The organism is Metabacillus litoralis (assembly GCF_020524045.1).
GTDB classification, from domain to species: Bacteria; Bacillota; Bacilli; order Bacillales; family Bacillaceae; genus Metabacillus; species Metabacillus litoralis_C.
Genome location: NZ_JAIVKL010000019.1, coordinates 1 through 22,316, shown reverse-complemented (window position 1 = coordinate 22,316; position 22,316 = coordinate 1). Strand labels below are relative to the sequence as shown.

At 34.5% G+C, this 22,316-nt stretch carries 18 protein-coding genes and 1 riboswitch; of the genes, 3 read left to right on the top strand and 15 right to left on the bottom strand.

Translation table 11 applies throughout. The annotated features are described in order from the left end of the window. Nucleotides 1–28: 28 nt before the first annotated feature. The 9 genes from LC076_RS20160 to LC076_RS20120 form a co-directional block, all read right to left on the bottom strand. Nucleotides 29–1,318: an extracellular solute-binding protein gene (locus tag LC076_RS20160; RefSeq protein WP_226670949.1), complete on the bottom strand. Its 1,290-nt coding sequence runs from the start codon at nt 1,316–1,318 to the stop codon at nt 29–31. Between the two features lie 137 nt (nt 1,319–1,455). Further along, nucleotides 1,456–2,241, bottom strand: coding sequence for a response regulator transcription factor (locus tag LC076_RS20155; RefSeq protein ID WP_226670948.1), 786 nt, complete (start codon nt 2,239–2,241; stop codon nt 1,456–1,458). Next, entirely contained in the window at nt 2,213–3,994 is a 1,782-nt protein-coding gene (locus LC076_RS20150) for a sensor histidine kinase (RefSeq protein ID WP_226670886.1), read from the bottom strand. Before LC076_RS20150 ends, LC076_RS20155 begins: the two co-directional genes overlap by 29 nt. A 481-nt stretch (nt 3,995–4,475) precedes the next feature. After that, nucleotides 4,476–5,081 (bottom strand): polysaccharide deacetylase family protein, encoded by a 606-nt coding sequence (locus LC076_RS20145; protein ID WP_226670946.1) that lies wholly within the window; start codon nt 5,079–5,081, stop codon nt 4,476–4,478. 50 nt (nt 5,082–5,131) lie between these two features. Then, complete coding sequence (locus LC076_RS20140) at nt 5,132–5,785, bottom strand: SGNH/GDSL hydrolase family protein (RefSeq protein ID WP_226670885.1); 654 nt, start codon at nt 5,783–5,785, stop codon at nt 5,132–5,134. A gap of 87 nt (nt 5,786–5,872) precedes the next feature. Then, the gene (locus LC076_RS20135) at nt 5,873–7,027 is read right to left on the bottom strand and encodes a glycosyl hydrolase family 8 (protein ID WP_226670884.1); all 1,155 of its coding nucleotides are present in this window, start codon (nt 7,025–7,027) and stop codon (nt 5,873–5,875) included. A 36-nt stretch (nt 7,028–7,063) separates the two neighbouring features. Continuing rightward, the gene (gene xylB, locus LC076_RS20130; RefSeq protein ID WP_226670883.1) at nt 7,064–8,563 is read right to left on the bottom strand and encodes a xylulokinase; all 1,500 of its coding nucleotides are present in this window, start codon (nt 8,561–8,563) and stop codon (nt 7,064–7,066) included. Nucleotides 8,564–8,806: 243 nt separating this feature from the next. Then, the gene (gene xylA / locus LC076_RS20125; RefSeq protein WP_226670882.1) at nt 8,807–10,138 is read right to left on the bottom strand and encodes a xylose isomerase; all 1,332 of its coding nucleotides are present in this window, start codon (nt 10,136–10,138) and stop codon (nt 8,807–8,809) included. A gap of 292 nt (nt 10,139–10,430) precedes the next feature. Further along, nucleotides 10,431–12,545 carry a glycoside hydrolase family 52 protein gene (locus LC076_RS20120; RefSeq protein WP_226670881.1) on the bottom strand — a complete coding sequence of 705 codons (2,115 nt, stop codon included), beginning with the start codon at nt 12,543–12,545 and terminating at the stop codon, nt 10,431–10,433. Between the two features lie 287 nt (nt 12,546–12,832). Between LC076_RS20120 and LC076_RS20115 the strand changes: the two genes are divergently transcribed. Continuing rightward, entirely contained in the window at nt 12,833–13,993 is a 1,161-nt protein-coding gene (locus LC076_RS20115; protein WP_226670880.1) for an ROK family protein, read from the top strand. Between the two features lie 435 nt (nt 13,994–14,428). On the opposite strand, the gene LC076_RS20110 is transcribed toward LC076_RS20115, so the two are convergent. From LC076_RS20110 to LC076_RS20090, 5 genes are all read right to left on the bottom strand, one after another. Further along, on the bottom strand, nt 14,429–16,027 hold the full coding sequence (locus LC076_RS20110; RefSeq protein WP_226670879.1) for a xylulokinase: 1,599 nt from the start codon (nt 16,025–16,027) through the stop codon (nt 14,429–14,431). A gap of 346 nt (nt 16,028–16,373) precedes the next feature. Beyond that, nucleotides 16,374–17,885, bottom strand: coding sequence for a sensor domain-containing diguanylate cyclase (locus LC076_RS20105; RefSeq protein ID WP_226670878.1), 1,512 nt, complete (start codon nt 17,883–17,885; stop codon nt 16,374–16,376). Nucleotides 17,886–17,963: 78 nt separating this feature from the next. Beyond that, nucleotides 17,964–18,043: riboswitch (cyclic di-GMP riboswitch) on the bottom strand. A 171-nt stretch (nt 18,044–18,214) separates the two neighbouring features. Then, nucleotides 18,215–19,390 carry a macrolide family glycosyltransferase gene (locus LC076_RS20100; RefSeq protein WP_226670877.1) on the bottom strand — a complete coding sequence of 392 codons (1,176 nt, stop codon included), beginning with the start codon at nt 19,388–19,390 and terminating at the stop codon, nt 18,215–18,217. Further along, nucleotides 19,387–19,713 carry an AbrB/MazE/SpoVT family DNA-binding domain-containing protein gene (locus LC076_RS20095; protein ID WP_226670876.1) on the bottom strand — a complete coding sequence of 109 codons (327 nt, stop codon included), beginning with the start codon at nt 19,711–19,713 and terminating at the stop codon, nt 19,387–19,389. The genes LC076_RS20100 and LC076_RS20095 overlap by 4 nt, the downstream gene beginning before the upstream one ends. A 12-nt stretch (nt 19,714–19,725) precedes the next feature. Beyond that, on the bottom strand, nt 19,726–19,827 hold the full coding sequence (locus LC076_RS20090) for a helix-turn-helix transcriptional regulator (RefSeq protein WP_226670875.1): 102 nt from the start codon (nt 19,825–19,827) through the stop codon (nt 19,726–19,728). A gap of 431 nt (nt 19,828–20,258) precedes the next feature. Between LC076_RS20090 and LC076_RS20085 the strand changes: the two genes are divergently transcribed. Both LC076_RS20085 and LC076_RS20080 read left to right on the top strand, forming a co-directional pair. After that, nucleotides 20,259–20,714, top strand: a complete 456-nt coding sequence (locus LC076_RS20085; protein WP_226670874.1) for a hypothetical protein — start codon at nt 20,259–20,261, stop codon at nt 20,712–20,714. Continuing rightward, a complete protein-coding gene (locus LC076_RS20080; RefSeq protein ID WP_226670873.1) occupies nt 20,650–21,207 on the top strand; it encodes a hypothetical protein in 558 nt (185 codons plus the stop codon). The genes LC076_RS20085 and LC076_RS20080 overlap by 65 nt, the downstream gene beginning before the upstream one ends. Nucleotides 21,208–21,782: 575 nt before the next feature. Here LC076_RS20080 and LC076_RS20075 read toward each other — a convergent pair. Then, nucleotides 21,783–22,106 (bottom strand): hypothetical protein, encoded by a 324-nt coding sequence (locus tag LC076_RS20075; protein WP_226670872.1) that lies wholly within the window; start codon nt 22,104–22,106, stop codon nt 21,783–21,785. Nucleotides 22,107–22,316 lie beyond the last annotated feature (210 nt).

Below are 22,316 nucleotides of genomic sequence, written 5' to 3'. Positions count from 1 at the left end.
TAAGTGAAACTAATTCACTGTTTGACGACTATTCCTCTTTTGCCAGTTCATCAACATGTTGTTTGACGAATTCTTCTGGAGTTACTTGTTTTCCAAATAAAGCAGTCATTAAATTATGGTGAAGCTCTGATACAGCAGGGCTTGATTGTGTATCAAAATAAGTTGTAACATTAGATGCTTCACTCAAATCTTTTAAAATATCAATATACATTGGAGCAAGATCTAAGCTAGATGTATCTACTTTAGTTGCTGGGATAACTCCAGCATCTGTTACTGATTTTTCTCCCCATTTCTCAACAAGGAATGCAACGAAATCTTTTGATTCTTCTTGAACTTTAGAGTCTTTCGCTACGAATAGTCCAACACCAGGACCACCTACATAACTGTTAATTTCCGTACCTTTTCCACCTTCATATGTTGGGAACTTGAAATAACCGATCTTGTCTTTAAATTCCTGAGTTACATCAGGGCTTGTTGTGTAGTTTGGTAATTCCCATGTAGCTGTAAGGAACATTGCAGCTTGTTCATTCATAAAATAACCTTTTGCATCTTCATTTGATAAAGCACTAGCACCTTTTACAAAGCCACCCATATCTGCAAGGTTTTGAATTTCTTCTGCTGCTTTAACAATAGATGGATCATCCATTTTTGCTTTGCCTTGAATAACATCTGTTAAAATAGTAGATCCACCAATGCGGTCTGCCATATACATAAACCAGAATGATGCTGGCCAACCATCTTTTGCACCAACAGTAGCAGGTATAACACCATTATCTGCTAACGTTTTCACTACATTTTTATATTCCTCGAATGTTTTTGGTACTTCAAGATTATATTTTTCAAAAATTTCTTTGTTATAGAAAACGTATGAAATGTTTAATTCTAGTGGTAGACCATATGTTTTTCCATCAACAGCATATGATTCTTTTACACCAGGGATAAATGCATCCTTAAGATTTTCATCTACAATATCGTCTAATGGAGCTAACATATCACCTTCAACATATGGCTTAATGAATCCATCTGACCAAGTCATTCCAATATCAGGTAGTTCATTTGAAGAAGCTAAGATTTTAAGCTTTTCTCTGTACTGATCAGGACTTAAAATTTCTGTCTCAATTTTAATTCCTTCATTTTCTTTCTCATATTCACCAATGATGTCTTTTACAATAGAGAACTGAGCATTTGAACTTCCTTCAGGCCACAAATGCATGAATTTAATTACTTTTTCATCCTCTGTGCTACCTTCATCAGAGTTACCTGTAGAAGAAGATGAACAACCTACAAGTGCCAAAGATACTAGCATAAGTAAAGACATAAATGCTGCAACCGCTTTCTTTTTAAACAAATTAATTACCCCCTATGACCTTTTTTTATTTCCTTACTACATTTATAGTTTAGCATCATGAACGTTCTTAAAATAGGTCACTGCGATTAGGAGAAATACTACTATTTTTAGAAAGCCCTTTCATTGTTGTTTTTTCTGTATGCACTTGGAGTTACTCCCTCCATTTCTTTGAATATTTTAATGAAATATTTAGCCGTTTTATACCCAGATTCTTCTGATATATCATTAATAGGGAGATTCGTAGAAATCAACAATTCCTTCGCCCGTTGAATTCTCCGTCTTGTTACATATTCACTAAAGGTTAATTTAACATGTTCTTTAAATAAGACACTTAAATAACTTGGATTTAAATGGACATGCTCTGCCACTTCTTTTTGAGTGAGCTCATTCTTTATATGATCATTGATATATTGAATTGCCTCTCTTATTGGTTCAGGGTTGGAAGGGTTTTGAGAGTATAAATGAACAAGTTTTTTATCAACGACCTTTTCAATCATCCCTGCCTGCTCTAGTTTCACAACCGACTGTTCTGCAGCCTCTACTGCTTCAATTAAAACTTTTTTACTAATTGGTTTTAATAAATAATTAGTCACTCCCAGTCTGAGAGCTTCCTGTGCATATTCAAATTCAGAGTATGCTGAAATCACAATGATCACTGGATAGATTTCTTGTTCTTTTGCCATTTTTAATAATTGTAAACCAGTGATCTCAGGCATCCTGATGTCAGTGATGAGGATATGAACTTTGTGTTGTTGCATAAATTCAATCGCTTCTTCTCCATTAGAAGCTGTGAATATTTGATATTTACCATTTGCCCATAAATCTAACGTCTTCTTTAGCCCCTGGCGTGTTCTAGGTTCATCATCAACAATTAGAATCGTCTTTGTATTCACCATCGTTTTCTTCCTCCCCATCTACAGGTATCACAAAAGAAACCTCTGTTCCTTTGCCTACTTCACTTATAATGGTAAGTCCATTTTTTAAACGATCTTGATAGTATAATTCTAGGCGTTTGTGTACATTGGAAATAGCCATTCCATTGCCTTTTTTTACAGAAATCCCCCCACCTAATTGGATGGAATGTTTAATGAATTCTAACTTTTCTTTGCTAATTCCTGGCCCATCATCTTCTACTAATATTTGCAAATACTTTTCATCTTCTGTTAGTTGTATGGAAACAGAAATCATACACGGCTTTACCTTATTACCTGCACCGTGAAGAACAGCGTTTTCTACAATTGGTTGAATTAATAATTTCGGTATTTTGACTTGTTCTAACTCTGGTGTCATAGTTAGGTTCCATTGTAAATGATCACCGAACCTCATTTTCATGATCTCCATATAATTCTCGATATGGTGAATTTCTTCTTTAATTGTTACCCAATCTCCATCTCTTTGTTTTGTAATCGTGTAACGAAATAAATCAGACATGCTAATAACAAACTCGGCTAATTCTTCTTCATCTTTATCATCTAAAGCCCACTTAAGAGCATCTAATGTATTGAAAAGAAAATGTGGATTAATTTGTGCCTGAAGTGCTTTAAGTTCACTTCGACTTCTCGTAATTTCCTTTTGATAAACCATTTGAATTAAATGATTTGTTTCTTTAACAAGTTGATTATACGTACTATTTAATTCATTTATTTCATTAATCGTTGTCACACTTGGATTCATTGTTAAAGATCCTGTACTTGCTCGCTGCATCGTTTTCGTTAACTTAATAATTGGACTTGTAATAAATGTTGATAAAAATAGAGAACAAATAAAAAAAATAATAAATCCAATAACACCTGAGAGAATAATCCCTGCCTTTAAAACACTAACTCCTTCTGTAAGAGCTTTTATAGGAGTCAAAATCATAAATGTCCAGCCAGTTTCATTAGAAGTTTGTTTTGTTATCATGTAATCCTGTTGATCCAATGAAATTGTTGGCGAATCATGATCGATAATGGGTTGAATTGATTCTGGATAATTAGATAAAATAGGCTTTTGATTAGTATCCAACAAGATAGAATATTGATTATAATTATTTATTTCTTGTTCGTCAGCAAAATTAAAATAACTTCTATAGATACTAATAAGTAGATAACCACCATTTGCATAGCCATGACTCATCAAATTTACCCTTCTAAGAGCTAATATATTATCTGAGTTATGCGGATCATCACCTATCCAAACCAAACCACCATTTTGTCTATTAGCTTCACGAATCCACTTAGTATCAATTCTTGAAAATAAACTCGTATTATCTAATGGTAATAAACGACTCAAATCATTCGTATATAGTTCAAATGAAAATATCCCATCAGTATTCGCCTGAATCGTGTTAACAATACCATCTATTTGTTGCCGCTCTGCATAACTCACATCTTCCCCTTCATATCCCTTTGTTAATATTCTTTGGATATTATAATTCGTCATAACGAGTTTAGAAGCTGTGCTAATTTGTGTATATAAAGATTCTAATCTTCCGTTTGCCTCAACTGCTGTTTGATGGATTTGTTTATCTGCGTTGTTTTTAAGCAATGTAGACACTTTATTAAAAGTTAGCAAACTGACGATTAATAACACAACTAGCATTACAGCTAAAAAAACAACAAGTATTTGATTTCTTAGTGTGTTCCATTTTTTGAGTTTTGTGAACATGTATGAAACGCCCTTCTATCTTTTGAAGTGTTTTTCTTTGAAAACGGTGCCATTTTTTTTGCAGGATAGGTATGGATGCAAATTAGTTTTGTATAATTTTAATTATATTCACGCGAATAGCAATAGTAAATTTCCGTTGTTGCTATTTAGTAGAATAAAGGAGATATGTTCATTAACTGATGATTATCTCCTCCTGAGTTTGTTTCTCGAGCATCTTAATCCTAACTCTAATATTATAATGTTACTTATGATTTTATCTACTATAATTGTGATGAAAGTATTTCCAGGATTCATTTTTTTCTTTAGTGGGAGCATTTTAGCGGGTATTATTATGGCATCCACGTTTCTAACATTTACAATAGAGAGCCTAAACAAAAGGTGGATTATTCTAAAGAGATTAGTAGTAAACTCTGAAGCTTAGTAATCTTGAAGAGGTTAAAAAATCGTTTATCTGTTTCAAAAGCGTTCAAATGGAAAGTTACTACGATTGATTTAATAATTCACTTACTGTTACAAGCTGATAGCCCTGTGATATTAATTCAGAAACAAGGATTCTCACCGCTTCAACTGTTTGTGATCGATCTCCAAATCCATCATGAAAGAGTAAAATACTACCGTTTCTCACACATTCCCTTGATTTTTCTAGAATATGATCAACACCTGGTTGCTCCCAGTCTTTAGCTTCTATATTTAATGCCCCAATAATAGCTGAGTATTCCTTCTGCATTATAATAGAAATCGTTTCTTCATTATAATCAAAATAAGGAGGGCGAAAGACAACAGGTTTTTCACCAACAATTTCTTCAATACTTTTTTCATTTAATTCAATTTCCATCAAACACTCTGCAGAACTTAACTGAGATAATTTTGGATGTGTGTTTGTATGATTTCCTATTTCATGTCCTTGATCAATAGCTTTCTTCACGATTTCAGGATATTTATTGATTGACTCACCGATCATAAAGAATGTGGCTTTTCCATTTGCCTTCTTAAAAATATCTAATATTTGTGTTGTATAGATGGGATTTGGGCCATCATCAAAGGTAAATGCTACTAACTTGTTTGCAGTAGGAATTTCGTTAATCATCGTGATTTCCTTCACTACTGAATACCTCCTTTTCATGATCGCTTCATTTATTAACGATTCCAGTTGAAGTCGATTTCTTTTAAAAACGCCCTCGTTAAAACCATGTGTCCCGCAGCTGAAGGGTGAACCCGATCCCATGCCAATGTAGCTGAATAAAGGTCTTGTAAAACAACATTAAAAGCAGCTTGTGTATCAACGAATAAACAATTTGTTTCTTCCGCTATTTTCTTAACCACTTGGCCATATTCATCCATTGTTTTACGCATGTAATCATTTACATTATTTTCTATATAAAATGGTGTCATCAAAACAATTTCCTTCACAAATGGCTTTGTCTCATCAATAAGCTTTCTTAAGGTCGTTTCGTATTCATCAATCAATACATGCCAGTCTTTGATGAAAGGAGTATCATATTGACGCCATACATCATTGATACCAATCATTATTGATAACCAGTCAGGATGCTGATCTAGTACATCTTCTTGCCATCTATTTTGTAAATCTCGAACAGTATGTCCACTAATCCCCTTATTGACAACTCTAATACCAAGCTCTGGATAAACAGCTTGTAAAAGGGCATCGATATATGAAACATATCCTTTACCAAGAGCGTTAAATAACCCCTCACCTTCTGGTTTAGCTCGTTCACAATCTGTAATGGAATCTCCAATAAACAATAGTTTTTGACCTTGCTCAAGCTTCATTTCTTTCTTCCTCCCTACTATGCATCTTAAATATAAAAGATTGGAAGCCACCAAGTTAAAAAACTTGATAAACTTCCTATTCATTCATTATTCTTTTGGCATCCAAATTTTAAAATGACCACTTAAAGCTAGTATACTAAAAAAGTAGAGACAGTTATCATAATATCGTCTTTCTCCAGTGCGCACTGGAGTATCCCATAATAATTCAACCCACTTTAACCGATCAGGACCATCTGCCGCTAACGATGCCATGGCAATTGTAGAAAGTAAACCTACAGGATGAAGAGACTTTTCATCAAATGCTTCACCGTTAATACGATAACGACGATAATCACTAGGATCTTTATCACTAAAAAATGCTTGCAACTTGTTCGCTACTTCAATTTCTGATGAATCTCTTCTAAACCATTCATAATCAAGCCCAATATTTGCTGCGACTCGATAGGAATCACTAAAAAAGTGACCAAAGCCATTTTCATCATTTGGAGTACCATCATAATAAGCATACTCTGGTGCAAGACCTGTTACCGGATGGCAGGAAATTTCTATATAGTTTCGACTAGCATCACTTGCTGCCTGCCAGAACGGTCGATCTTCTTCATAAGCCCATAAAGCAAATAATTCATAAAAATGTGGTAAATGGTAGGATGGATCTGAAAACTCACAATCTGGGATAAACTTTATTAACTTGTTTTCGTGATTCCACATAGGATAACCGATTCCATTTTCACCATTATGAATACAAGTACGAAGAATCTCCCTTGCTTGTGTTCCATAATTAAATGGCTCAATTCCATCTCCCCAACGATGTGAAGCAAAAAATAAAGCCATAGCGAAATACTCTTCACCATCTGGTGCAGGGCCATAGGCATTTTTCGTTCCATCTGGCTGACATGACCAAGCAAAGTAACCAGCATGTTCTCCTTCTGTCATATACATGTTTTGAATTGTCCAGTTCCATAACCGATCAAATATATCCTTTTGATCCATTTGAACGGCCATCATCATTCCATAGGACATGCCTTCTGTTCGAACATCAAGATTACCTGTATCAAGCATATACCCCACATCATCACCAACTTGATGATAAATACGGTTACTATTGTTTACGCCAAATAATTCATTCCAATTACACTCAATTCGTCTAGCAATCTCTTCATCTGTTTTGCCAATTTCTTTAAAAAGATTTTGATAATTCCCTGAAAAGAATGAACCTTCATTGGTTTTCTCTAGCTTCTCCATGGAACACCTCCGAATTCTACATACAAAGCAAGATTTTTACTTTCTAAATTCTTTTAGTTGCTCATTTAATTCTTTCGTTTGTGTATACACTTGTTGGTATATCTTAAATAGTTTTTCATATGTCTCAACATTTTCTTTAATAGGATGATACGTTTTAGATGTTTGGATAAATACCTTTGCACATTCTTTCAATGAAGGATACCAACCACTACCATATGCTGCTAGCATTGCTGCACCCATTCCAGGTCCTTGTTCACTTGTAAGCTTTTCAACTTTTGCGTTAAAAATATCTGCCTGCATTTGCAGCCATGTTTCATTTTTAGCACCACCACCGATTGAAATAATTGAATCAATCGTCTTGCCACTACTTCGAAAAACTTCAATCGATTCATTTAATGAAAAAGTGATTCCCTCAAGAACAGAACGAGCAAAATGCTTTCGCTCATGTGAAGCATCAATACCAATAAAACTCCCACGAATTGTTGAATCTGCATGAGGTGTTCTTTCTCCAACGATGTATGGGGTAAATAATAACCCATTACTACCTGGATCTACTTCATCAACCCCAGCTAAAAATTGATCAAACTCTTCTTGCTTTGCAAATGTATCTTTAAACCAACTTAAGCTATAACCAGCAGCAAGAGTCACACCCATTGTATAGTAAGCATTTTCTTCACTATGATTAAAGTAATGAACCTTCCCTTCAAAATCAAGGTCATTTTTTTCTTCATAGGAAAGAACAACACCAGATGTTCCGATGCTACATAATGTTTTTCCTTCAGTTAAAATGCCAGAACCAATGGCACCACATGCATTGTCTGCTCCACCTGCAAATACTTTTGTTGCTTCAGTTAATCCAGTTTTTTCTGAAATTTCCTTCGTAACTGTCCCAACAAATGCATGAGATTCTACTAGTGGTGGACAAAAACTATCTGAAAGATCAAATAAATCTAGAATCTCTTTACTCCATTCGCGTTTAGCTACGTTTAACAACAAAGTTCCAGCAGCATCAGAATATTCCATGTGAATATTTCCTGTTATCCGATAACGTAGATAGTCTTTTGGTAGCATAAACATGCTAGCTCGCTCAAAAAATTCTGGCTCGTGCTTTTTTACCCAAAGTATTTTTGGTAATGTAAACCCTTCTAACGCGGGATTTTTAGTTATCTCTAATAAACGTTGTTTACCAACAACATCATAAATCTCCTGGCATTGTGCCGTTGTTCTTGTGTCATTCCACAAAATAGCATTTCTAACAACCTGACTTTCTTGATCTACTAAAACTAGGCCATGCATTTGTCCTGAAAAACTAATGCCCTCGATATCATTTACATCCCCATCAAATACATCCAATAATTCAGCTAATCCAGCAGTTGTTTTTTCCACCCATTCTTCTGGATCTTGCTCACTATAACCTGATTTTTCAATAATTAAAGGATACGATTTTGACACTTCATTGCAAACGTCACCATTTTGATTTACTAGTAATAATTTCACAGCACTCGTTCCAAGATCAACACCAATTACATATTTCATCTATCATCATCCTTTTCTATATAAAATATGCTGGAGTAAAATACATCCAGCATACTTGTTATTATTTAATTGATTTAGGTTGTTATTGTAAACTTTGTTGCTTTAACAAATCCAAGTAAACAGCCTTGCAATAAAGCATGGTGCTATCTTTTCTACTTAAATTAGTACTTTATTATGCTATAACAACAAGGTTACAACTGCCTAATTGGATATTAGCAACAACTATTCAGAAAAGATCCGTGATTAAACTCTTGCACCTGAAAGAGTTTCTAATAAGTATTGATTTACCAATCCTTTAAGACGTTCAGTTCTACCAGATTGATTTTTGATTTCATTTAATTGAAGAGCATATGCTTCTAGCTCACGGAAATTTGTTTTTCCTTCAACAATATCTAAGCCAATTCCGCTTGTGTAGCTGCTATAACGTTCTTCAACAAAGCCATCAAGAACTTTATCTTCAATTAATTTATTTGCTACTTTTAAACCGATAGCAAATGCATCCATACCAGCAATATGAGCATGGAAAAGATCTTCTGCGTCAAATGATCCTCTTCTCACTTTTGCATCGAAATTCAAACCACCTTTACCTAGGCCACCATTTTTCAAAATTTCATACATAGCTAAAGTGTTTGTGTATAAATCAGTTGGGAATTCATCTGTATCCCATCCAAGAAGTGTATCACCTTGGTTCGCATCAACTGAGCCCAACATTCCATTAATACGTGCTGTTCTTAATTCATGTTCAAATGTATGTCCAGCTAATGTCGCATGGTTAGCTTCAATATTGAACTTGAAGTGATCCGTAAGATCATATTTTTGTAGAAAAGCAAGACCAGTCGCTACATCAAAGTCATATTGGTGTTTTGTTGGCTCTTTTGGTTTTGGCTCAATTAAGAAAGGAACATTTAAGCCAATTTCTTTCGCATAATCTACTGCCATATGGAAAAAGCGTGCTAAGTTATCTTGTTCAAGCTTCATATCTGTGTTTAGTAAAGTTTCATATCCTTCACGTCCACCCCAGAATACATAGTTTTCAGCACCAAGATCTTTTGCTACTTCTAATGCTTTTTTAACCTTTGCTGCAGAGTAAGCAAACACGTCTGCATTTGAAGATGTTGCTGCACCGTGTACATATCTTTGATTTGTGAACATATTCGCTGTATTCCAAAGTAATTTCACTTTGCTTGTTTTCATGTATTCTTTAATCATACCAACAATAACATCTTGATTTTCATTTGTTTCCTTTAAAGTACTTCCTTCTGGTGCAATATCAACATCATGAAATGCAAAGAATGGAACATTTAATTTTTCAAAAAGTTCAAATGCTGCTTCAACGCGAGCTTTTGCTAGATCTAAACCTGATAAGTGATTCCACGGGCGAATTGCTGTACCAGCACCAAATGGATCAGAGCCATCTGCAGTAAATGTATGCCAATAAGCAACTGAGAAGCGTAAAAGCTCTTCCATCGTCTTACCATTTATTTTTTCTTCAGGATTATAATATTTAAATGCAAAAGGATTTTGAGATGATGCACCTTCATATTTGATTGTGTTAACTGTTTCGAAATAAGCCATTTGTTATTCCTCCTATTAGTAAGTTACTAGTTTCATATTGATAATGTAAATGCTTACAATACTATTATTTAATCAAATTATAGCACCATTCACTTAGTTTGTCTATCCAATAAACTAAGTGAATTTATTTTTACTTTAAACTCTATACAAAAGTTTACCTAACCCCTCACAACTCAATTATTCTATTAACTCAATTTACTAGGCATATTGAGGTGATTTAATACAGGTTAGGCATCTTCATAGATAACCACTTCTATTTTCTATTTTGTGAAGTTGTAACCAAGTTAGACAATTACTTACTTTCTTCTAACCATAGAATACTCGTAACTCCACGTGGATAATACTTACTTCCAGCAATTTCACCAGAGATAATTTGATCGCTCCAGCTCCATACAGATAATGTTGGATGTGTTAGCCATGCAACATGTGCGGCATCTGCCTTAGCGCCTTCTTCATCCCATTTCCAATCTAAAATCTCGCGAGCAATAAACTGACTAAGATAAATTTTACTTAACCACGAGTTATTGCTTGTAGACGAAATCTTCCAGCCACCATCTTCAAACAAACACACACCTTCAGTTAATACAGTTTTTAAATGTGTACTCAATGCTTGGATATAAGCTCCATAGCGACCATTGTTATCTAAAGCTTCACGGTTATTCGTATAATAAGGGAAAATTAAGCCCTCAATCGCTGGGATGATTTTCGAATCATTTCCTTCTTTAATAACAGCTGGTATATATCCATCAGAAGTGACATTTGAAACAATCGTTTCTGCACATTTTTCCGCTTGAAGACCAGCTTGCTCTGATAAATCAGCGTAATCATTTTCTTTAAAAATCTTTTCTAAAGCTACATATGATGCCCATGTTTTTCCTGCAAGATAAATATTGTTTCTTGCCTGCCCAAGAGATACATCTAAACTATCATATGTTGTAATTTCTGCTCCACCCATGACACGAGATGAATCTAGGCCCATAATTCCATCACGTTTATCTGCTTCAGGATGATCTCGGTTTAACATGCTTTCAAAGCAACGAACAAAAATATCTAAATTTGTTTTCAACCAATCTTGATCTCCGGTTTGTTCCACATAAACTGACGCACATAATACCCAGTTCACTAACTGCTCATAAGTCATATGTGAAAAACATCCATCTAAACCATAAAGCTCATATGATGAATATTGTGGTCTTGAAATCGTATTTGCCACACCCATATCATGTGTAAAACTAATACCACCAGGATATTCAGTCTCATCTCCTGGAAAGCGAACTTTATCTTCATAGCTAAAACGACGAACAAACATATCTAATTCATTTTTAACTGTCCATGGATTCATTTTTAACTCGAAGAAAATTTGGTCAACTGTTAAATCAAACGTATTCATCATGCGGTATTCCCCTTCATTAACAACCCAGAAAGGTTCACCATCAGCATCAAGTAATTGCGTACATCCATAATAACTGCGAATCGAATGAATCATCATGAACTTTTGATCATCAGATAAATTTGAATCACTTATCAATTTATTTGCTTGTACAGCTCGACTTGTAAATTCGTTGAAATTCTCTAAAGCATAAGCTGCTACAGATTCAATATTTGGAAAATATCTTGTGTAATAATAAGAAGTATCCATACCAGCAGTTACTAAACCTGATCGATGGAAACATACTGAAAATTTATATGTTCGTTTTTCCCCAGCAGGAACATCCATAATAAGGGCGCCAACAGGTCCTAGCCCAAATGTCCAATTTTCGTCGAAAGGTGTTGTAAGGATATTTTCCAAACTGAAGTGTAAAGCTGATTTCACGTCAGAATCATTTGAAGTAATAGCCGTTAAACGCCCTTGACCAACACCGGCAATTCCATCACATGTATCATCTAAACGACGCATCGAACTATAGTCATCACTTCCTTGATAACCAAAGAAAGCACGGCGACTTTTTGTTCCTTGTGTGTTATCAATCGTAAGCTCTGCCCAAACAGCTGGTATTAATGCTTTTTTCAATTCTTCTTCTGAAGCAGACGCTGGATCTGGTACAGATTGTGCTTGTGAATAAATAGTGAAAGTTAAATCCCCAGCTTTCCAAGAATCTGTTCCTAATTGAAAATTCCTTTCTATTTCTTCCTTAGAATATGGTAGAACTATTTTTGGTTTATCTTGATCCGGATCCATATTTTCAATATCATAACGCTTGCTTTCATCATCTGCTATTTCAAAAAAAGGAAGTGCATTGTACATTCCTTCCTGATCGATCGATTCAACACCAACATAAACATTTTTCCTTGGTGAACGACCAAGCTCTAAATCCAAGCCACCTCCATTACCATAAAACCCTAGTGTGAAACTTGAAAATGATCCGATTGGTGAATGATGTGCATTGAAAAACATGTTTTTTGTCATGATTATACCTACTCTCCTATCATTAATATAGAAAGCAATATAAAATACTATTGCTATATAAAGTATTTGATAATTATAATGTAAACGGCTTCATTTCCTTTGATTATTAAGCACCTTGTTATGGAATTCAATCCAATATAAAGTGGAGAAAATTTCTTACCTCCTTTGTTGAAATATGAACTTACTGCCTAACTATTTGTCATTATAACACCACACTTTAAGTTTGTATATCCATTAAACAAAGTTTGTGATAAAATATAATTACTAATAAATGAGGAGTTTTATAAGTGGCATCTATTACCTGGAATCAACAAGTTGTAAAGAAAAATAATAAAGCACTTGTATTACAATTAATTATTGAAAAAGAACCTATTTCAAGAGCTGACATCGCTCAAGTATCTGGTTTAAATAAAGCAACCGTTTCATCTTTAGTTAATGAACTATTAGAAGAAGAACTTATATTCGAATCAGGACCAGGAGAATCAAGTGGTGGACGCCGCCCTGTTATTCTCCATTTTAATAAAGCTTGTGGCTATTCTGTTGGTATAGATATCGGAGTGAATTATGTATTATGTGTATTAACAGATTTGAAAGGCAATATCATCATCGAGAAGAATCAAGTGGTGAAAGAAACTCCTTACCCTGCTATTATTACTATCGTTCAGAACATGATTTCTTCTCTCATTAATGAAATGCCTAGTAGCAAGTATGGAATTGTTGGTATCGGAATTGGTGTTCCTGGAATTGTAAACAAAGAAGGTGCAGTCCTTCTTGCACCTAACTTAGGCTGGAAAAACATCCTGTTGAAAAACGATCTTGAGGATTTATTTCAAGTACCAGTAATCATCGAAAATGAAGCAAATGCCGGGGCCTTTGGTGAACAACAGTTTGGAGCAGGTCAAGATTTTGAAAACATTATTTACATCAGTGCTGGAATCGGAATTGGTGTTGGAATTATCTTAAACAAAGAACTATACCAAGGCAAAGATGGCTTTTCAGGTGAAATGGGTCATATGATTATTGATGTGAACGGAAAGCTCTGCAACTGTGGCAGTAAAGGATGCTGGGAAGCCTATGCATCAGAAAATGCTTTATTAGAGATGTCTGGTGATACGTCAGATTCACTAGAGTCGTTAATACATTTAGCAGAAAATCAAAACAAAAATGCAGAAGAGCTATTTGAAAAAATCGGTCAATACTTAGGCTTCGGAATTAATAACATCATTAACACGTTTAATCCTGACCAAGTGATTATTGGTAACAGATTGGCATTAGCAAAAAACTGGATAGAGCAACCAGTTATCACAACGATTAAAAATCATACATTATCACATCATCAAAAAGAACTTCAGCTACATTTCTCAAAGCTTGGAAAATATTCAACTGCATTAGGTGTATCTGCGTTTGTTGTTGAAAGTTTTATTAAAGGAGAAGCAAAAAATATATAACAAAGTTCTGTACTAGAGAAACCCTTGCTTTCATGAATAGCAGGGGGGTTTTTATGCAGACATGCAATAATGAAGCTGGACATAATTAAAGCAGTCATACAAAAAGACGAATAAATTCAGTTAAGTTTAAAGTAACAAGATCGTTCCATTGCGCTGCAGACATTTGCTTTCCGCGGGGAGGAAGCTAAGCCTCCTCGGCGCAAGCGCCTGTGGGGTCTAAGCCTTTCCTCTGCACCCGCAGGAGTCAAATGTCTTCCACTCCATTCCACTAGTTCTTAAAAATAGGTTACAAAAATCAAAAAAACTATTGAAGACTGTAAATAAAAACCCGAAGTATTTGGCGAATGTAAAATAAACATATCACCTAATACTTCGGGTTTATCTTGAGCTTAAATATTTATGTCCCAACCTCATTTTCATTACGCGTTCTATACATTAGTTAAGATTTTCAACTGCCGCTCTTTCAATCGAAAGTCCTTTTTTGTAACGTTCCATAAATCTCTCGAAGCCTTCAACATCCTTAGGATTAGGAGACATAGTCTTTCCTTCTTGACCTGCGAATACTTTTTCGTTTAAGTATTCTTCTAATGTTTGATTATCTTCTTTGTTATTCATATACGATGCAAGTAGTGCAATTCCCCATGCCCCACCTTCTCCTGCTGTTGTCATAACAGAAACAGGAGTATTGAAAGCTGCAGCTAAAATGCTTTGTCCTACACCTTCCGTTTTAAAAATTCCACCATGACCTAGAATTTCATCTAGTTCTACTTTTTCTTCTTTAATAAGAATATCCATCCCGATCTTCATTGCACCAAATGCCGTAAATAAATGAGTACGCATGAAGTTAGCTAGATTAAAATTACTTCCTGAAGAACGAGCAAACAATGGACGACCTTCTTCAAAGTGAGTCATATGCTCTCCAGAAAGATAGCCATATGATAACAGACCGCCAGCATCAGCATCACCTTCAAGGGCTTTCTTAAATAACGTTTCAAACAACTTATTTTTATCTACTTCTATTCCCAATGCTGTAGTGAATTCTTCAAATAATCCTACCCATGCATTTAAGTCAGAAGAACAATTATTAGAATGTGCCATTGCAACAAGATTACCTGTTGGAGTTGTAACAAGATCAATTTCTGGATATACTTTCGACAAATCTTTCTCCATCACAACCATCGCAAATGCAGAAGTACCTGCAGATACATTTCCAGTACGTTTTGCTACACTATTTGTTGCAACCATACCAGTTCCTGCATCACCCTCAGGTGGACATAGTGCGATACCAGCCTGAAGCTGTCCTGACACATCAAGAAGCTTTGCCCCTTCTTCTGTAAGAACACCAGCTTTTTCTCCAGCTACTAAGACTTGAGGAAGAATATCTTCTAGCTTCCATGGTAACTTATCAGCTTCAACCAACTCATTAAATTGGTTTATCATTTCTTGATTATAATTCTTCGTTTTTAAATCAATCGGAAATACACCAGATGCTTCTCCAACTCCAAGAACTTTTTCACCTGTTAATTTCCAATGTATATAACCAGCTAATGTTGTTTGAAAATGGATGTTTGCAACATGTTCTTCTTGATTCAAAATTGCTTGATATAAGTGAGCAATACTCCACCTTTGTGGAATATTATAATTAAATAGCTCTGTTAAAGTTTTTGAAGATTGTTCAGTGATATTATTTCTCCAAGTACGGAAAGGTACAAGAAGCTCACCATTTTGATCAAATGCCATATATCCATGCATCATGGCACTAAAACCGATTGATCCTACTGTTTTCAATGTAACATCATATTGCTGTTTGACATCACTAGACATTTTTTGATAACTATCTTGTAGTCCTCTCCAAATATCTTCAACACTATATGTCCATACATTGTTTTCATAGCTATTTTCCCAATCATGACTACCAGATGCGATAGGCGAATTATCTTCACCAACAAGAACTGCTTTTATTCTAGTTGAACCAAGTTCAATACCAAGTGCTGTTTTACCATTTTCAATCATATGTTTTACATCATAACTCATTTGGTTTTCCCCCCTGATAACATAATAATCGTAACCGTTTACAAATATAATAATGGATTTAAAAGTATAGATTACATGAATACATCCTGTCTCACGAACCTTAACTTTATGTACTCCCTTATGAAACGTTTGTACGTAACTATTTAACTACTCATCTATTACCTTTATAATTTGTACGCACGTATCTTGTTGTAACTATATAATACTTCAATTTGTACGTACAATCAAGGTCGTGTTTAGTTATTTTCTCTCTTTAACTGCGCTAAGTTATTCTCTATAAAAACAAAAAAAGACTACCACACTTTAAATGGAGTCCCAAGTAATAAGATATTAAGTGTTTTTGAGATTATGAGTTCTTCCCTTTATGCTTCTCTGCATACATACGTTTGTCTGCTACACTATACAGCTGATCCATCGTTACACCATCGGCAGGGTAAGAACTAACACCAATACTAGCAGATAGATGTAGTTGATTTTGATCTGATAACGTTAACGGTGTCGAAAGCTGCAGCTGAATTTTTTTGATGATGTTCTCTGTTTCATCAGCACTAAGTAACATAACAAATTCATCTCCACCTAATCGTGCTGCATGATCGTTCTCTGACGCAAATTCTTGTAAGATATTTGCGATATGTTTTATCGCATAATCTCCAGCTTGATGGCCAAATGTATCATTAATCCTCTTTAATTTATTTAAATCCATCAATAGCAGATTAAACTTCTCTTTTTTATTCAAAAGCTCTGTAATCTGTTTTTCGAATGCAGCACGATTTGATAACCCTGTTAATATATCGTGATAAGCTAAATACCGGACTCTCTCTTCTTTTGTTTTAGCTTCGGTAATATCTTTTAACATCACAAACTGAAGTGTTTTTCCTTCTACCAAAATAAATTCATAATCAACCAATAAAGTTTTTCTTTCGATTAATTTATTAACAAATGTTAACTCTAAGTTTTCGACTTTTGTTTCTTCCATAAATACCTTTTGGTGCTTTGTGATAAACATCTCTTTGTCTATCCCGCCTAAAAACGGAATAATAGATTTGTTAATAAGTTCTTCTTTTTTCACACCCAAGTATTGAGCGATTTGCGGACTAGCCTCAAGAACTTTCGCTTCAATATCCATAATCAGTATTCCTAGTGGAGAGCGTTGAAATAGAATGTTATACCGCTTCTCATAGGATGATAAATAATCGAATCTTGACATACTAAGGAATATTGCAACTGCCCAAAATAGAGATCCATGAGGGATAAAATAAAAAACGAAATATAAATTAGTATTTTGAAAGATTAGAGATGCTACTAACATAGAGAACGTCCAAACAAAATATAATAATATCCCTTTATACCATAATTTAGCTGCATTATTTCCCTTTTTCATTTCAATTACAGTTAAAATAAGGTTAAACGTAAGATAAGCGAAATCAACGATCCATAACAAATATAAGCCAGGTCCTGGAATGAAGGTTGGATCTAAAAGATTTCTATCACTTCTCAACATCCATGAATCAATAGGAAACGTTAATAACATAACAACACCAGGAACAAATAATAATTTAAGGTATTTTCCATTCTTCCTAGCGTACATATTAGCATTCATTAACCAAAGATGTAGCGAGAGTAAAGAGGCAATAGAGATCGCTCCGTTCACCCAATAAATTGTAAGTAAATCAAAATACTTCGGATATGTAATCAAAATAGTAAAAACACCTAAAAACCACATTGATGTGAATACATACAATAAACTGCATGTAATATGCTTTGCACTATGACGATTTCGGCTATAAACCATCCCCGCCATATAAATAAAGATACACGCTGGAATCAGGTACAAGATGCAATAAAATAATAAATTCAAAAAACTCACCTTCCAACTATGTATTCATGATCAAACAATAATAAAAAAACTGCTTATCACAGCAGTTTTCACTAATTTATAGGTAACCCGGCTGTCATACTGTGTTTAGACCCGTGGCTTTGCGTCCTATGCTTTCACATAGTTTGCCAAACTATTTAGTTATCATTAGTATAGTTCATTTTTACTAGTTTTTAAACAACTTTTGTTATCTAGCTTTTCTTGTATGTAATGCAACTAAATAGAAATAATAATTTATTATACATCAGAATTTCGTTTGAGAAATGTGTTAAATATCACCAGAAAGATAATCAGTGGTCTCACTTCACTAATTATTCAGAAATTTTTGTCAGTATAACATTCACTGCTTTTACAGCACCGCCTGCATTTTTAAATTGTTCGGAAAGCTTCTGTGCATTTTTAGAATATATTTTATCACTTAAGATACTTTCTACTGCTTTGGCTAAATGTTTTGGTTTGTTTCCTTTTAGTTTTATTCCTGCACCAAGCTCTTCAACTCGATCAGCTACTACCCTTTGCTCACTATGCTGTGGAAATAAAACCATAGGCACTTTATAATACAAGCTTTCATTCACACTATTCATCCCGCAATGAGTAATAAATACATCTGCTTTCTTTAATATTTCAACCTGATCCACATGGTGTTTAATTGTAAAATTTTCAGGTATGAGGCCAAGGTTGTCAATCACTGTTTTTTCACCAACCGACATGATAATTATATAATCACTGTTCGAGAAAGCCTTTATGCAATTTTTGTAAAAATCATGATTTTGATTAAGTACAGTTCCTAACGAAATGTAAATAAGCTTTTTAAGATTTTCTTTCTTATCTCCATCACAAGATTGACGGATCGATGGACCAACAAAAGCATAGCGATCAGAAAAGGTATCAGCCATTGGTTGAAATTGTTTTGATGTATAAACAATCGTGTCTGTATCATTATCATTTTGAACAATCGAGATAAAACTATCCACTTCATACCCCTGTGATCGTAGTAGCTGCATTTTTTTATTAATGCGTGGCATACCAGTGATCATTTTCACCATTTCTTTTAACCCACGTTTCATCAGCTTTGCAGTATGCTTATTAAATGCAAAAGTCGTTGTTGAACAAATGTAGCGGATTCCTAGCTTACTAGCAAATAACTTCCCCCAAAAGCATAAAGAATCAGATACGATGCAATCAGGCTTAAATTCTTTTAATTCTTTACATACCTTTTCATCTAAAGAAATAGTTGTATCCACAATCATCTCAATCAATGCCGCAAAGTCCTTTCCTACTTTGCGATTTAATTCCTCTTGTGAAATTGGCGGTAGAAATTCATCACAAGAAATAAATTTGGCACCGATGTTTTCTATTTTCTCTTGAAACTCATTAAAGGAGTAATACCATACTTCATGGCCTTTCCTTACTAATTCTGCTACCACCGGAAGAGTCGGATTTGTATGACCATGTGCTGGAATTGAAAAAAAGACAATTTTACTCATTCTGATTCCTCTTCTGCCAGTTCCGCCCTACGAATCATATCGGCAAACTCTAAAAAACTATCACTTTTTAAAATGGCCATTCCTTTTGTTGCATCTTCCCCCAAAACAACTAGCTTATCACCAGCTTGAATTTGATACATTTCTCGTGCCTGTTTTGGAATAACAATTTGACCTCGCTCGCCTACCTTTACAACACCAAAAAACTGCTTACCTTTTGGAGCAATCCGCTCTATTTCAGCTTCACTCAAATTCCCTGATAATTGATCTAATGTCACCTCGAAGATACCTGCCAACACTTTACATTTATGAATATCAGGCAACACCTCATCATTTTCCTATTTTGCTACAGTTTGTCGTGATACATTTAACTTTTCAGCAACGACTTCCTGACTCATTTTATTCCTTTTCCGTAAAACACGTATATTCATGCCAATCATATCTTCATCAACTCCTATAAAATTAATATATATAAGGTATTAGATATAGTCTATCAACATTTTTGTACATTTTATGTTAAGAATTGTGGCATTTTATTAGAACCCATAAATAGGAGTTATTAACTAGAAACCATACTATGAAAAGAAACGTAGGTAATAGTAACAATTCAATAGGTGAAAGAAAGCTTTAACTCAAATAATGACCATAAAGTCTTCCTTAATTTGTACAACTTGTTTTATAATAATTTCAACAAGACGTTATGGAAAATGTAGTATGTAAATACTTTTGTCCAAATGATTGTTAGTACAAAAAGGGTGTATTTTGAAGCATTCGTGACGACATATACTTCAACTTATTTGTATAAAATAAAAAAAGAGGAACATGTTTACTTAATTAGAATACACAATTACATAGGTATGGAGTGGTTTATATGAAAATAGTTGTTAGATTGCTTGCATTAGTATCAGGCATAGCACTGTGTCTGTTTAGTTTTTTTGCTTTCATTGGGATTACTGTCGATTTAAGCAGTGAAGCCTTATGGGTCAATATCCTATTATATATTTTTGCATGTATCATGCCAGGTTTAGGAGGCTTTTTTCTATGCAAGTGGGCAATTCAAGCAGGAAAAAATAAACGTAGAAAATACGAAGTATTAGAGAATACTATTTTAAAAGTAGCTGAAAACAGAGGAGGTCGCTTAACTCCCATCGAACTGGCAATGGACACAGACCTGACATTAGATGAAGCAAAAGCATTGCTTGAAAAATGGGCACTCCAAGGGTATGTAACCATAAAAGTCAGTGAAGGCGGTGCATTAATATATGACTTCACAGGAATTACAACAGAACAAGAAAAACAAACCGCAAAAGGCGTATCAGAATTTTAAAGCACAACAACAGCAACATGTTGTGAAAGCTGGAGCTGGTCAATCTTACTCCTACAAATCATTTTTTATCATATTTTTATCTATTAGTTTCTCTATGACTATTGCCCTAATTCCTCTCGCCATGTCAATAGAAAGCTTCTTTTCTCCAAGTGAACCCTTTGATGTAACACTTTTTATCATTGGATTGATTTTGGAAGCTATTAGTATAACGATCGTGACACATTATACAAGAAAAAATTCTCGAAAACATGACAGTTTGTTAGAGGGTGTTGTGCTAAAACGAGCATTTCAAAATAAAGGGATAGTAAAAGAAGATGATTTTCATGTGCCACCTCTTTCAAGATGGAGGAGTAACCGAACGATCAAAAAATTCCTTAGAAATGGCACAATGGAAATAAAGGAATATAATGATGATGGCACTATTTACTTTATTCCACATGTTATTTCTGCTAAAGAGAAGCAAGAAGCAAAAGGTGTTTTTGATTTTGAATAATACTGTAACAAATGAACGATCCTTTAAAAAGTGGTCGTTCTTTTTCTTGATCATAAAAGATAAGCGTTATCGCATGTACTTTTTATGTACTTGATAAGTACAAAATGAAAAACTACCGCCAATCTCTCTAACACCGAGAACCATTGAGATTAATTGTCTTGATCCGTCGATATAGATTCACGTTGGTTGAAGGATTTATCGACAAATAAACAACAAACTCTAATACAGCAGCTGAACCAATCTAATAATTCAAGACATGCTTTTATGCCAAACAGATTTTAGTAAATTAAGCTACAAGCTATCAGCAAACATCCTTTAAAAAAGACCTTATCGATTAAAACGATAAGGTCTTTAACTAGGTGAAAATACAATTGGATTTAAATTATACTTTCCATACTCCACCAAATACCATTATTCTTGAATCACTGCGTCACTAATACTGTCAGCAATAGCTTAAACTCCTTATAGTTAAATTAAGGACAAATTGAAGCTCCTTTTTTAAGCTATGTTCCATATTCAGGGTATCAGCCTTATTCCCGGTTTATACAGCTCTTCCTTTAAATAAGTGTTCTTCTTTATTTAGACATTTCGATAATGTCAGGATTTTTATCCTTACTTGCTGCATCCAAAAGAATAAATATTGCTGATATAATATGCATAAACATACCGACAATAGGAATCCATCCGATAACTGACGTTATAATTCCGAGTATATTACCTGTTGCTCTCACTCCAACTTTTTTCGAGAATACCACCACTAGGATATGAGATGCTAACATTATGATTAATGGCGTCCACCCAAAGCCTAATACAACACTTCCTCCTATAATTGGTATACCAAGGAAAGCTTCAAGTCCACCAGATATCCACTTTAACGTTTTTACTGTTTGTCTATTCATTATGATCACCTTTTTCATGATTTTGAACTACCCGCCACTTAACTGCTCTTTCGAGCTGTTTGAAGTGGGGGATTCCTAAGAACACCAGCGTACCCGCCAGTTATGGTTAGGCTACACCCGCAGTCCCTGCGGTTAGAAGTCTTATCGCTTCATTTTTAAGATTTTGTCCTGCGTTAATATCTCTTTGATGATGGACTCCGCATACACAGG

Coding starts and splice junctions, on each gene's coding strand:
- LC076_RS20140 (WP_226670885.1), bottom strand. CDS start 5,785: ATGAAGCTTGAGCAAGGTCAAAAACTATTGTTTATTGGAGATTCCATT.
- LC076_RS20160 (WP_226670949.1), bottom strand. CDS start 1,318: ATGTCTTTACTTATGCTAGTATCTTTGGCACTTGTAGGTTGTTCATCT.
- LC076_RS20150 (WP_226670886.1), bottom strand. CDS start 3,994: ATGTTCACAAAACTCAAAAAATGGAACACACTAAGAAATCAAATACTT.
- LC076_RS20120 (WP_226670881.1), bottom strand. CDS start 12,545: ATGACAAAAAACATGTTTTTCAATGCACATCATTCACCAATCGGATCA.
- LC076_RS20080 (WP_226670873.1), top strand. CDS start 20,650: ATGACTTCACAGGAATTACAACAGAACAAGAAAAACAAACCGCAAAAG.
- LC076_RS20100 (WP_226670877.1), bottom strand. CDS start 19,390: ATGAGTAAAATTGTCTTTTTTTCAATTCCAGCACATGGTCATACAAAT.
- xylA (WP_226670882.1), bottom strand. CDS start 10,138: ATGGCTTATTTCGAAACAGTTAACACAATCAAATATGAAGGTGCATCA.
- LC076_RS20090 (WP_226670875.1), bottom strand. CDS start 19,827: ATGATTGGCATGAATATACGTGTTTTACGGAAAAGGAATAAAATGAGT.
- LC076_RS20075 (WP_226670872.1), bottom strand. CDS start 22,106: ATGAATAGACAAACAGTAAAAACGTTAAAGTGGATATCTGGTGGACTT.
- LC076_RS20085 (WP_226670874.1), top strand. CDS start 20,259: ATGAAAATAGTTGTTAGATTGCTTGCATTAGTATCAGGCATAGCACTG.
- LC076_RS20135 (WP_226670884.1), bottom strand. CDS start 7,027: ATGGAGAAGCTAGAGAAAACCAATGAAGGTTCATTCTTTTCAGGGAAT.
- LC076_RS20145 (WP_226670946.1), bottom strand. CDS start 5,081: ATGATTAACGAAATTCCTACTGCAAACAAGTTAGTAGCATTTACCTTT.
- LC076_RS20110 (WP_226670879.1), bottom strand. CDS start 16,027: ATGAGTTATGATGTAAAACATATGATTGAAAATGGTAAAACAGCACTT.
- xylB (WP_226670883.1), bottom strand. CDS start 8,563: ATGAAATATGTAATTGGTGTTGATCTTGGAACGAGTGCTGTGAAATTA.